Genomic DNA, 12926 nt, shown 5'->3' on the forward strand with positions numbered 1-12926 from the left:
CGAGGCGAAATCTTTTCAGGTCGCGAGGCGGGACACATGTCGGCTTACAGGCGGATCGGACGAACCATCGGCAGGACGATTATTCAGGCCGTGCCCACAATGCTCGGGATCGTCATTTTGAATTTCTTCCTGCTCAAGCTGGCACCGGGCGATGCGGCCGATGTCATGGCGGCAGAATCGGGTTCGGCGACGGTGGAGACCATGGCCGCGTTGCGGGAGCGCTTCGGATTAGACAATCCTATCCTTGTCCAGCTGGCCAACTACCTGAACAACCTCGCGCACTTCAGCCTGGGCTTCTCCCCGCGCTACGGAATGCCTGTCGCCGATCTGATTGGTCAGCGGCTGCCCGGCACTCTTGTGCTGATGCTGGCGGCGCTGGCGATCGCAATTGCCGTCGGGCTACTGCTCGGTTCGCTGATGGCAACCTTCTCGGGGCGTTTGCCCGACCGCATCATCTCCGTCGTTTCGCTGCTGTTTTATTCGATCCCTGGCTTCTGGATCGGTCTGATGCTGATCCTTCTGTTTTCCGTCAAGCTCGGCTGGTTGCCGAGCGGCGGCGACAGCACGATCGGCTCGCGGCTGACGGGATTGCCGGAATTGATCGACAGGGCGCGCTACATGGTGTTGCCGGCCACCTCGCTGGCACTCTTCTACCTCGCGATCTACGCACGGTTGACACGCGCCTCAATGCTGGAGGTCAAGTCGCAGGATTTCGTGCGCACGGCACGCGCCAAAGGTGTCTCGCCCTTCGTGCTGACGACGCGCCACGTCCTGCGCAATGCCCTTATCCCCATTACGACGATGGCCGGTATGCACTTTGGCGGCATGCTCGGCGGCGCGGTCGTGGTCGAGACTGTCTACAGCTGGCCGGGACTAGGCCGGCTGGCATTCGAAGCCGTCATGGCGCGCGACTTCAGCGTGCTGCTCGGAATACTCCTGCTGTCTTCCTTCCTCGTGATCGTCGCCAATGCCGCCGTCGACCTCGTGCAGGCATGGATCGATCCCCGAATTGGAGCAAGTCGATGAACAGTCCAAAACTTGGAACTCTTGCCGGTCGAGCAATCGACTTTGCGCCGCAGGCAAAGCTTAAAGACAGCCAGCCGGCGCCGGCCCCGTCCAAGCCGCCGCGCTGGACACATATTCATGCCCCCGACGTGCGTGCGTCGATGTCTGGCACCGCCTGGCGCGGCATGCGGCGGGAGGTGAAGGTCTTCCTAGCCAATCCCAATGCGCTCTTTGGCACAGGCATCCTCCTCGTCGTTGCTCTTTCAGCTTTGTTTGCTCCACTCCTCTATCCGGGCGATCCGCTGGAGATGGTGGCGAGGCCGTTCCTCTGGCCGGGCCAGAATCCAGCGTATCCGCTTGGCACCGACTCCATGGGGCGTGATGTGCTGGCCGGCATCGTTCACGGGGCGCGGATCTCCCTGACCGTCGGGCTTGCAGCCACCGCACTTGGGCTGACGGCCGGGATTGCCATCGGTGCTGCCGCGGGATATTTCGGCGGCCTGGTCGACGATGTGCTCGTCAAGTTCATCGAGATATTCCAGACCATTCCGAGCTTTGTGCTGCTTGTCGTCCTCGTGGCCATTGCCCAGCCGACGACAGCAACCGTTACGGTTGCGATCGCAATTGTCAGCTGGCCGACCGTGGCGCGGCTGACGCGCGCCGAATTCAGGGCCATTCGCGAGAAGGACTACGTGCTTGCCGCCCGCAGCCTCGGGTTCGGCCATGCGCGCATCATCTTCCGCGAGATCCTGCCGAACGCCCTGCCGCCGCTGATCGTCACCTCCTCGGTGATGGTGGCAAGCGCCATTTTGATGGAATCAGCGCTGTCCTTCATGGGGCTCGGCGATCCCAACCGTGTCTCCTGGGGTTCGATGATCGGTGCGGGACGCGATGTCATCCGCACCGCCTGGTATCTGACGGCGCTGCCTGGTCTGGCGATTGTCTTTGCGGTGCTTGCTCTCAACCTGATCGGCGACGGTCTCAACGACGCGCTCAACCCGCGTTTTTCGGAGGAACGCTGATGACAAAGCTCCTGGAGGTTTCCAACTTCTCGGTGCGCTTCCCGTCGGCCGAGCCTGTCAAGAGCGTCAGCTTTTTTGCAAATCCGGGCGAGATGCTGGCGATCGTCGGCGAATCCGGCTCGGGCAAGTCGCTGACGGCGCTCGGACTGATGGGGTTGCTGCCGCGCCAGGCACGCGCCGGCGGACAGATCCTCTTCGGCGGGCGCGATCTTATAGGTCTTTCCGAACGCCAGTTGCGTCGCATTCGCGGCCGCGATATCGCGATGATTTTTCAGGAGCCGATGACATCGCTCAATCCGGTGCTGACGATCGGTGATCAGATCATCGAGGTGCTGCGCATTCACGAGAATCTGACCCGGCGCCAGGCTCGCGAGCGCGCCATCGCGCTACTGGATCTCGTCAGTATTCCGCAAGCCGCCCGTCGTATCGACGAATATCCTCACCAGCTTTCTGGCGGAATGCGCCAGCGCGTCATGATCGCGATTGCCGTTGCCTGCAATCCGAAACTGCTGATCGCGGATGAAGCCACGACCGCGCTGGACGTGACGATACAGGCGCAAGTGCTGCAACTGCTCGACAATCTTCGCGTCCAGCTGCAGATGGCCGTCATCCTCATCACCCACGATCTTGGCATCGTCGCACAATGGGCAGACCGCGTCGTCGTCATGTATGCCGGGCGCAAAATCGAGGAGGGGTTGCCCGATCAGGTGTTCGAGACGCCCTACCATCCCTATACGCAGGGTCTGCTGTCGGCCTCGCCGCGCTTGAAGGCCGACTATCACTACCGTGACGGCCCGCTCCTAGAAATCCCGGGCTCGATCGTGTCGGCGGCCGGCGAGAAGGGCTGTTCCTTCCGCCCGCGCTGTCACGCCGCACGGCCTGCCTGCGGGTCCAGTGTCCCTCAGCTCACCGCTCTTCCGGCCGGTCGGCAGGTTGCATGCCCCTATGTTCCAGCAATTGCGGAGGTCGCCCATGTCGCTCCTGTCGGTTGATCGGCTTTCGACCCATTATCCTGGAACGACCGGCATCGTGCGCGCTGTCGACGGCGTCTCGCTGGAGATCGCCGAAGGCGAGACGGTGGCGCTGGTCGGAGAGTCGGGCTGCGGCAAGTCCACGCTCGGCAAATCGCTGGTACGGCTCGTCGACCCATCCTCGGGCCGTGTGACCTTCAAGGGCAGGGACGTGACCGCCATGTCGGGCAGCGAGCTGCAATCGGTCCGCCGCAGCATCCAGATGATCTTCCAGGATCCATTCGCGTCTCTCAATCCAAGGCAGACGATCCGCGCCATCCTGACCGCGCCGCTTGCCGTTCATGGCGTTGGCGAGCGCAAGCGCCGCGAGGCGATTGCGGCTCAGATGGTTGCCCATGTAGGGCTTCCCGCCGACGCGCTCGATCGCTATCCGCACGAATTCTCCGGCGGTCAGCGCCAGCGTATCGGGATCGCCCGTGCCCTCATCCTGCAGCCGGAGCTGGTCATCTGCGACGAGCCGGTTTCAGCGCTCGATCTTTCCATCCAGGCACAGATCCTCAATCTGCTGGTCGAAATGAAGACCGAGCTGTCGCTTTCCTACCTCTTCATTTCGCATGATCTTTCCGTTGTGCGCTATTTCGCCGATCGCGTGCTCGTGATGTATCTGGGGCGCATTGTCGAAAGTGCCTCGACAAGCGAGCTCTGGACCAATGCGAAGCATCCCTACACGCAAGCGCTGCTCGCGGCTGTTCCCGATCCGTCGCGCCGCAAGCAGGCCGCCCCCATCACTGGCGATCTGCCGAGCCCGCACGATCCGCCTGCCGGTTGTCGTTTCCATACGCGCTGTCCGCTCGCAACCGATATCTGCCGGGCCGAAGACCCGACGTTTCGCCAGTTCGGCACCGGCCACGCCGCTGCCTGTCACCACGCTCAGTAACAAGGAGAAGAAAATGGTCGATTATCGCTATCTGGGGCGCAGCGCGCTGAAGGTATCACCGCTCAGCCTGGGAACCATGATGTTTGGTGGGCCGACGCCTGACGACGTCGCCTTCCGCATCATCGACAAGGCACGTGAGCAGGGGATTAACTTCATCGATACCGCCGATGTCTATCACGACGGCAAGTCGGAAGAGGTCGTCGGCAAAGGCATCAAGGCGCACCGAGATCACTGGGTGCTGGCAACCAAGTTCGTCAACTCCCACAAGAAGGGTCCGAACCTCGGCGGCCATTCGCGCAAGTGGGTGATCGAGACGGTCGAGAATTCGCTGCGCCGCCTCAACACCGACTATATCGACATCCTCTACTTCCACAGAGCTGTCTTTGACGCGCCTCTGGAAGAGCCGGTGCGCGCCATTGCAGACCTCATCCGCGCTGGCAAGCTGCGCTATTTCGGCGTCTCGAACTTCCGTGGCTGGCGGATCGCCGAGATTGCCCATCTTGCCGACGAGCTCGGCATCGATCGTCCGGTGGCAAGCCAGCCGCTCTACAACATCGTCAACCGCACCGCCGAAGCAGAGCAGCTGCCTGCAGCCCATCACTACGGCCTCGGCGTCGTTTCCTACTCGCCCCTTGCCCGCGGCGTCCTGACGGGCAAGTACGAACCCGGCAAGGAGCCAGCTGCCGACACCCGCGCCGGTCGCGGCGACAAACGCATCCTGGAAACGGAATGGCGTCCTGAATCGATTGCAATTGCCACCGAGATCGCCGCTCATGCTGCCCGCAAGGGGATTTCACCGACGGAATTCGCGCTTGCCTGGGTGCTCAACAACAAGCTGATCTCGGCGGCCATCACCGGACCACGCACGCAAGAGCACTGGGACAGCTACATCCGCGCGCTCGACGTCAAGCTCGATGCTGAGGATGAGGCACTGGTCGATCGGCTGGTCACGACAGGGCACCCCTCGACGCCCGGTTTCAACGATCCGAGCCATCCGGTCGAAGGCCGCGTGCCGCGCAGTACTGCTTCGGGCATCTACAATGGGGTGCCGCTGACGCGCGCCGTAGCCTGAACATGCCTCGAGGATCCGCCCGCTGGGCGGATCCTCCGTCCTTTTCTTCAGCGCCGAGAAGGTTCCTGAATGCCGAATATCGCTCCTTCAGCACTGTCTGCCACTGCCGCGCCCGGCCTTTCTGCGCAGGGGAACAATCTTTCCGAGCTTCTTGCGAAGATCCTAACGCTATCGGCCGAAATATCGAAAGAGGCGGCAAGGCGCGACCTGGAGAGGGAGCTTCCTTTCGAAGCTTTCCGCCTTTTCAAAGAGGCTGGGCTCGGCGCGTTACGCATTCCGGTGGCACTCGGTGGTCCGGGTGGATCGGTCGCGGACTACATCGACATGATCATGGCGATCGGTGCCGCAGATTCAAACGTTGCCCATGCGCTGCGCAGCCATTTCAATTTCACCGAAAGCCTCATTCTCAGCCCCAATACGGCCATCGACCGAACGCAGCTCGGCCGCGTTCTCTCTGGCAAGCTTTTCGGGGGTGCTCATACCGAGCAGGGGACCAAGCGCCCGGGCGAAGTGACGACACGGTTGACGAGAACCGGCGAGACCTACCGCCTCAACGGCCGGAAATGGTATGCGACGGGGACAGCCTTTTCCGATTTTGCCTCTTTCAGCGCCCGGAACGACGAGGACGAGTTCGTCAGCGTCCTGCTACCGGTGGATCGCAAAGGCATCACCATTCTCGATGACTGGGACGGCATGGGCCAGCGGCTGACAGCCAGTGGCGGCGTGATGCTCGAAGACGTCGAGGTATTACCGCACGAGATCTCCAAACGGGGTCTGAACACGCTGGTCGGGCGCCATACCTCGACGTTGCGTCAGCTCCACCTGGCCGCCTCAATGGCAGGTGCAGTGCGCGGCGCACTCGCAGAGGGGACCGATTATGTGCGCAGGCAGGCGCGGTCGGCTGCCCACAGTGCGGCCGAGACGGCCAATGCCGATCCCTTCGTGCAGAAGATATTGGGTGAGATTGCTGCAGGCTCCTTTGCTGTCGACACGTTGATCCGCGAGAGTGCGCGTGCGCTGGATCGCTCGGTGGTGGCCTTTGCAGGGGGTGACGCCGAGGCGATCGAAACAGCCTTGATCGAAAGCGCGCTGACGACGGCCCGCACGCAGATCATCGCCTCGCAGCTCGCGCTTGCGGCCGCCACCAACGTCTTTGAGCTTGGCGGCGGGTCGGCGACCTCCCGCCATCTCAATCTCGATCGACACTGGCGCAACATCCGCACGGTGCTGAACCATAACCCGCTGCTGCACAAGGCGAGGGTGGTCGGCGACTATTACATCAACGGAACCACGACGCATCTGGAAGAAGGCAAGGTCTTCTAAGATCGGCCGCCTAAAGAAGGAGTGTCTCATGAGCTCGGAATTCATCGGTCACGTATCGAACCGCGAGGGGTCGGATATCGTGCCACCCAAGGGACCGGTGGTGGACAAGGACTATATCCTCAACCATGCAACGGCCGCTGAAGAGGCGGGTATCGATCGGCTGCTGATCGGCGCTTTTTCGACCTGGCCGGACAACAACCAGATTGCCGCCTACCTGTTTGCCAAGACGAACCGGATCGGCGCATTGCTCGCCCATCGCACCGGTTTCATGTCGCCGACGCTTGCCGCGCGCCAGCTCGCGACACTCGATCAGTTTTCAGACGGGCGACTGTGGGTCCACATCATCACCGGCGGCTCTGACGCCGACCAGCAGCGCGACGGCGATTTCCTCGATCACGACAGACGCTACGACCGCACCGACGAATATCTGACGGTTCTCAAGAAGGTCTGGGAAAGCGAAGAGCCTTTCGACCATGAAGGCGAATTCTACAAGGTCAAGACTGCGGTTTCGCAGGTCCGACCGTCACGGCAATCACGGATTCCGATCTCTTTCGGCGGTTCGTCTGAGGCTGCCTTCAAGGTTGCCGGCAAGCACGCGGACATCTACGCGCTGTGGGGCGAGCCGCTCGATGGCGTGCGCGAAACGATCGGCAAGGTGCGAACGGCCGCTGAAGCTTTCGGGCGCGCCGATGACATCCGCTTTACCATCGCCTTCCGGATCGTTGTTGCGGAGACCGAAGACAAGGCATGGGAAAAAGCCAGTTCCATCCTGCAGAAGGTCAAGGCGATAGCCCGGCCCGGCGGTAACGGGGAGAGGTTGCCGTCGAACGCAGGATCAGTGCGTCTGAGGGAAGCGGCTGCGCGCGGCAAGGTCCTCGACAAGCGCCTGTGGACTGAGGTCGCAGCGCTCACCGGTGCCGGCGGCAACTCGACGGCACTCCTCGGTACGCCGGACCAGGTCGCCGAAGCGATCCTCGATTACTATGACGCCGGCGTCTCCAACTTCCTGATGCGAGGTTTTTATCCGACGGAAGACACGGTGACCTATGGGCGCGATGTCGTACCGCTCGTCAAGGCCGGCATTGCCGCACGCAAGTCACGCTCCATCGCTGCTGAGTGACCATGGGCAAGCTCAACATCGTCGATTTTCATACGCATTTGCTGCCGCAAGGCTGGGAGATCTACCGCGCGCCCGGCTGTCCGCTCGATCCCCTGTGGGCTCGCATCGGAACGAAAATCTCGGATATCGATGCACTGATTGCCGATAGCGACGCAGCAGGGATTGCGCGGCGCGTGATTGGTGTGGCGCTGTCCATGGTCGCCGCACCTGACGCCGATCTCGGGGACGTCAGCCGCAGGCTGAACGACGATCTCGCAACCACGGTTTTGCACCATCCCGACCGTCTGTTCGCATTGGCGACGGTGGACGCATTCGGTGGCGAGGCAGCGGCTGTCGAAGCGCGACGTGCCATCCTTGATCTTAATCTGTCCGGGTTATTTCTCGACAGCGCAAAGGGGGCCAAGCTGATTGACGCGCCGGAGGCCAGGCCTGTCCTGACAGTTGCTGCCGAACTCGGCATCCCCGTCTTCCTGCATCCAATCAACCCCGAGCCACTTTCGAGCCAGCTGGCCGGACTTGGCCGGCTTGGTACCCGCCTGAGCCGCGGCACCATCAACGCGGCCGCCGCGATTGCGCTTGTGACATCGGGCGTTTTCGAGGAGTTGCCCGAGCTTCGGGTCGTCATCACAGCGCTTGGCGTCGCGGCTTTGGCGCTGACTGGTCCGTTCGGCGAACTGCCGTCGATTTTCGCCAGTGCACCTGCCGGCAGGCGGCGTCATCTCTACATCGACATCATGCCGTGGGAAGCGCGTTTCATCCGCTTCCTCACCAGTCTCGTCGGTGCCGATCATGTTCTGGTCGGGAGCGACTGGCCGATCCTTGAACACGGTGCGGCGCGGGAAGAGCTTGCAAGGGCATTCGAGGCGGCCGGTCTGAGCGACCATGAAGCCGAGTTGGTTGCTGGGAGAAATGCCCTTGATCTGCTCGAAGGCCACCGCCGCAGCGGTGGCCGCTTGATCGCGTAGCAACGTTTCGCAGAGCTTGCGTTCGCATGCCGATTTTACACCCCGATCTACCAGGCCTGTCATTGCTGACGGGAGAGGAGGTTCATTGCGTATCGATCGTATTGCGCATCATTCGGTGACCATTGTTGGCGGCGGCTTTGCCGGGGCGGTGACAGCGTTGAAGCTTCTGGAGCGGACCGAAGTGCCGCTTGCGATCACTGTGATCGAGCGGCGTGCCGAGCTTGGCCGTGGGGTCGCCTACAGCACGCCCGACCCCGTCCACCTCGTGAATGGGCCGGCTGAAATCTTTTCGCTGTACCCCGAAGACCCCGGCCATCTGTCACGCTGGCTTGTCGAGAATGGCGCCGGCAACGGCTGGGTGCCGCCCGTCGATGTGGGCTCAAGTAGTCCGCCGCGCTATCTTTATGGAACCTATGTTCGCGATGAGCTTGCCCGTGCCGTTTCAAGTGCGCGGTTCGGGTCGACGTTGCGGCATGTCGGGTCGTCGGCATCCGCGCTGGTGTCCACACCGCACCGGATCCGCATAACGATAGCGGACGGGACGGTCGTGGAGGCCGACGAGGCTGTGTTGGCGCTTGGCGTGTTCCAGCCGCGACTGTCCGAAGCTGAGGCCACTCTTGCAAGTCACGCGCGCTTTGCAGCCAATCCCTGGGACGCGGATGCGCTTGACCGCGTGAGCGGCTGTGAGGAGATCCTCCTGATCGGTTCCAGCCTGTCGATGGTCGATGCGATTGCCAGCATGGAAGCGAGAGGCAATCGCGGTCGCTACCGGGTGATATCGCGCCGTGGTCAGTTCGTGGAAGGTCGCAGAACCGTCGCCGCCGCCCGCGATTTTCTCTCTGATGGGCCGTTGCCGGTGACGGCGCGCGATCTGCTGTCGCGCGTGAAGGCGGAGCGGCGTGCGATCTCGGCAGCCGGTACGGACTGGCAGGGCCTGCCTCTCGCGATCCGGCCCCATATCCTTACCTTGTGGCAGGGCGCGAGTGATCGTGAGCGGTTGCGTTTCATCAGGCATCTGCGACCCTATTGGGATGTCACGGCACATCGATCGGCGCCGGAGAGCCACAAGACCATCGAGACCGTGATCTCCGAAGGCCGGCTGGCTCACCGTCGCGCGCGTGTGCTTGGCTTTGGACTCGAAGGAGACCAGATCGTCGCCCGACTAGGGACCGGAACGGGTATCGAGACCGCACGGTTCGACGGTGTCATCGACTGCCGCGGTCATCAGTTGCACGATTGGCGACAGATTGCCGATCCTTTCGTCAAGAGCCTGCTTGCAAGTGGCGAAGTCCGGCCGCATAGCACCGGCTATGGCATCGACGCGACGCCCGAGGGAGATCTCATCAATGAAGAGGGTCGCGTTCATCGCAACCTCAGCGCCATAGGGCACCCGCTGCGCGGTGTCGCATGGGAGTCGAGTTCGATTACCGAGCAGCGCACACAGGCGGTCGCGCTCGCCGATCGCATCCTTGCCAAACTGACGCCGGCGCGCGTCGCCTGATATGCGAGCGAAAAAAAGGGGCGCATCGCCGATGCGCCCCTTTCGTGCAGGCCCGCACATCGCCCCGATCAGCCTTCGCCGTCTTTGATGTATACTTCCGCGAAATTGGATTGCACGCCCTCGGCCCCGATCGTGTGATTTTTCACGCGCTTGTTGAAAACGGTGACATTCTCAAGCGCGATCAGGTTTACCACCGGCACCTCGTCGGCAATGATTTTCTGGAAAGCATAGAACTGCTGCTTGCGCGTCTCCTCGTTGGTCTCGACGGAGGCCGCTTCGAGCAGCCTGTCCACTTCTGGATTCGCGTAGTGGCTGGCGTTCGAAAATGGCAGGCCGAGCTTGAAGTTCTTCGACCAGTAGATGCGCTGCACGCCGAGGGTCGGATCGAACTGGTTGCCGAGATATTCGGCCGTCACGTCGAACGCGCGGTCGGTATAGACCTTCTTGATATAGGTCGAAAAATCATAGGACTCGATCGTCGCCGCAATGCCGATGCGGGTCAGGTTCTGCTTCAGATACTCGGCGACCCGCTTGAAGCCCTCATTGTAGGAATTGTGCGTGAGCCGAAGGCTGAAACGGATGCCATCGGCGCCGCGCTTGTAGCCTGTTTCGTCAAGCAGCTGTTCGGCCGCCTTCAGATCATAGGCGTAAGGCTTGATCGAGGCATCGAGGTAGCGCGGCAGGAAGGTGCTGATTGGGCTCGGCGAGACGTGACCGTAGCCGTACCACACGGTGTTGAGGACGACATTGAGGTCGATCGCATGGGCAATCGCTCGGCGGACGTGGACATTTTTGAGGTATTCGTTGTCGAGATTGAAGATCAGCTGGGTCTGGTCACCCTTGGTCTCATAGCCGCGTGAATCGACGCCAATATTAGGCAATGCCTTGACGCGCTCGAGATCGCTCAGTGGGATCGGATTGTCACCACCGATATCGAATTCACCGGTCTCGAAGCCCGCCGCACGTGCTGCGCCATCCGGTACGAAGCGCACGACAATCCTGTCGAGATAGGGCTTTCCGGCATCCCAATAGTCCGGATTGCGCTCCAGGATAATGTGGGAGCCACGCACCCATTCCTTGAAGACGAAGGGTCCGGTGCCGATCGGCGCGCCGCCATTCTGGTTGGTTGGTACGTCGGCAATCTTGACGCCGCCATAGACGTGCTTGGGTACGATCGGCGACTCCGCGGCATAGAGGGCGCTCAAAAGGTACGGCGCGGGTTTGGAAAGCCGGATTACCGCGGTCAACGGATCGGGCGTGTCGACCTTTGTTACGTTGGCGAAGGTGCCACGACCGCGTGGGTGTACTTGTTTCAGCAGCTCGATCGAATAGGCGACATCCTCGGATGTGAATGGTTTGCCATCGTGCCATTTCACGTTTGGGCGCAGCTTGAATGTGTAGCTCAATCCGTCTTCGCTGATGGACCACTCGGTTGCAAGCTGCGGCTTCGGCGCGAGACCGAAATCATAGGTCAGCAATCCCTCGGTGATCTTCGGACTGACCTTCTGCGTGCCGCCAGCAGTGTGAGCGAGCGCCAGGATCGTGGGGGGCTCCGGCTCGACAATGAAATTCAAAGTGCCGCCCGTTGTTGCCCCTGACGTCTCTGCGAAACTACTGAGCGGCACGAGTGCGGTCAGGCCCGTCAAGGCAAGAAGCTTGTTGAGTTGGCGTCTACGAATGTCCATCAATACCCCCTGAGTCTGTGACGCCTCGGTCGAAACGTCCGTCAGAGGCATCATCGGGCCGGCTGAGGGAAAATCGGAAGAATGTTTTTCTCCGTGATTAGAAAAGGAACGCTTCGCGCCTGTCCAAATTGGCGGAGAGCGGTTGCTATAATCTACTAAAAAGATAGACAATTTATGAAAATGAGTTTTTGCATCTCCAATTGATGTCCACGACGCAAGAAAATGTTCTGCCGGCAGAGCTGGAGGAAATGCCGGTGCTCGCCTCGAGCGGCCCGATTGTGGTGCAATCGGTGTCATGAGCACGCTTCCCAACTCCCGCCGGAAAGCAATCCAGCCCACACTTGCGCGGCTTCCGCCGTTGACGTCGCTACGCACCTTCGTGGCAACGGCAAGGCACTTGAATTTCGTTCGCGCTGCCGAAGAACTGCATGTCACGTCCGCCGCCGTCGGGCAGCAGATTCGCCTGTTGGAGGACTATCTCGGACAATCCCTGTTCAACCGTGTCCGCGGCCAGCTGCAACTGACGCCGGCCGGGCTGGCATTGGTGCCAGGATTGACGGATGCCTTTGATGCGGTGCTCGCCGCAATGGCCCAGTTCGCTACGAGCGATCACGAACAGCCGATCCGCGTCTCAGTGGCACCATCCTTTGCCAGCAAGTGGCTCATCCCGCGCCTCGATGCACTGCGGCGAGCGGCTCCCGGGCTGCAGGTCCTTGTCGACGCGTCGACTCAGCTGACTAATCTCGACGCGGGCGACGCTGATTGTGTTATTCGCTACGGAAGCGGTGCCTATGCTGGGCTCGTCGTCGACCATCTCTTTTCCGAGGCCGTCCTGCCAGTCTGCAGCCCGGAATTTGCCGATGCCCATTCGCTATGGGACGGGCCGCATGCAATTGACGGTGTGCCGCTGTTGCACGAGGAGGGGCCAGAGCATGATCAATCCTGCCCGGACTGGAGCGGATGGCTGCGTGCGGCCGGGCTCTCCTGCCATGCCTCGCAAGGTGGTTTCCGGCTGAGCCAATCCTCTCTGGTACTCGATGCGGCGCTGGCCGGGCAGGGACTGGGGCTCGGGAAGATCAGGCTTGCGGAAGCCGAGATCCGGTCCGGACGGCTGGTCAGCCCTTTCGGCGTGCCCCAGCCTGTCAGTTCCTCCTACTTCTTTGCGACCACTGCGCATACGGCGCGGCTGATGCGCGTCGATCTGTTTCGCGAGTGGCTGCTGGCCGAGGCGCGCACCTTGCAGACAATGGACAAGATCGTCGCACGCCGTATTCGCCCGGCAACGGACATGATTGCCGCCGAGTAAGCTGGCGCGGTGTCTTCAT

11 protein-coding genes are annotated in these 12926 nt (G+C 61.7%); 10 read left to right on the top strand and 1 reads right to left on the bottom strand.

Annotated features, from left to right (window positions below):
- The first annotated feature begins 36 nt into the window (after positions 1 to 36).
- The 9 genes from LPU83_RS61005 to LPU83_RS61045 all read left to right on the top strand — a co-directional run bounded on the left by LPU83_RS61005 (position 37) and on the right by LPU83_RS61045 (position 9916).
- Positions 37 to 1026 (top strand): ABC transporter permease, encoded by a 990-nt coding sequence (locus LPU83_RS61005; protein ID WP_040680797.1) that lies wholly within the window; start codon positions 37 to 39, stop codon positions 1024 to 1026.
- Positions 1023 to 2027, top strand: coding sequence for an ABC transporter permease (locus tag LPU83_RS61010; RefSeq protein ID WP_024315059.1), 1005 nt, complete (start codon positions 1023 to 1025; stop codon positions 2025 to 2027). The genes LPU83_RS61005 and LPU83_RS61010 overlap by 4 nt, the downstream gene beginning before the upstream one ends.
- Positions 2027 to 3019, top strand: coding sequence for an ABC transporter ATP-binding protein (locus LPU83_RS61015; RefSeq protein ID WP_024315060.1), 993 nt, complete (start codon positions 2027 to 2029; stop codon positions 3017 to 3019). Before LPU83_RS61010 ends, LPU83_RS61015 begins: the two co-directional genes overlap by 1 nt.
- On the top strand, positions 3000 to 3935 hold the full coding sequence (locus LPU83_RS61020) for an ABC transporter ATP-binding protein (RefSeq protein WP_024315061.1): 936 nt from the start codon (positions 3000 to 3002) through the stop codon (positions 3933 to 3935). Before LPU83_RS61015 ends, LPU83_RS61020 begins: the two co-directional genes overlap by 20 nt.
- Before the next feature lie 13 nt (positions 3936 to 3948).
- Complete coding sequence (locus LPU83_RS61025) at positions 3949 to 5007, top strand: aldo/keto reductase (RefSeq protein WP_024315062.1); 1059 nt, start codon at positions 3949 to 3951, stop codon at positions 5005 to 5007.
- A 69-nt stretch (positions 5008 to 5076) separates the two neighbouring features.
- Positions 5077 to 6330: an acyl-CoA dehydrogenase family protein gene (locus LPU83_RS61030; RefSeq protein ID WP_024315063.1), complete on the top strand. Its 1254-nt coding sequence runs from the start codon at positions 5077 to 5079 to the stop codon at positions 6328 to 6330.
- 28 nt (positions 6331 to 6358) lie between these two features.
- Positions 6359 to 7450, top strand: coding sequence for an LLM class flavin-dependent oxidoreductase (locus LPU83_RS61035; RefSeq protein WP_024315064.1), 1092 nt, complete (start codon positions 6359 to 6361; stop codon positions 7448 to 7450).
- 2 nt (positions 7451 to 7452) lie between these two features.
- A complete protein-coding gene (locus LPU83_RS61040) occupies positions 7453 to 8415 on the top strand; it encodes an amidohydrolase family protein (RefSeq protein WP_024315065.1) in 963 nt (320 codons plus the stop codon).
- A gap of 85 nt (positions 8416 to 8500) precedes the next feature.
- Entirely contained in the window at positions 8501 to 9916 is a 1416-nt protein-coding gene (locus tag LPU83_RS61045) for an FAD/NAD(P)-binding protein (protein ID WP_024315066.1), read from the top strand.
- A gap of 68 nt (positions 9917 to 9984) precedes the next feature.
- Here LPU83_RS61045 and LPU83_RS61050 read toward each other — a convergent pair whose 3' ends face one another.
- Entirely contained in the window at positions 9985 to 11601 is a 1617-nt protein-coding gene (locus LPU83_RS61050; RefSeq protein WP_024315067.1) for an ABC transporter substrate-binding protein, read from the bottom strand.
- 295 nt (positions 11602 to 11896) lie between these two features.
- Here LPU83_RS61050 and LPU83_RS61055 point away from each other — a divergent pair, with 295 nt between their 5' ends.
- Positions 11897 to 12907, top strand: coding sequence for a LysR substrate-binding domain-containing protein (locus LPU83_RS61055; protein ID WP_024315068.1), 1011 nt, complete (start codon positions 11897 to 11899; stop codon positions 12905 to 12907).
- Positions 12908 to 12926 lie beyond the last annotated feature (19 nt).

The organism is Rhizobium favelukesii (assembly GCF_000577275.2).
Classification (GTDB): Bacteria; Pseudomonadota; Alphaproteobacteria; order Rhizobiales; family Rhizobiaceae; genus Rhizobium; species Rhizobium favelukesii.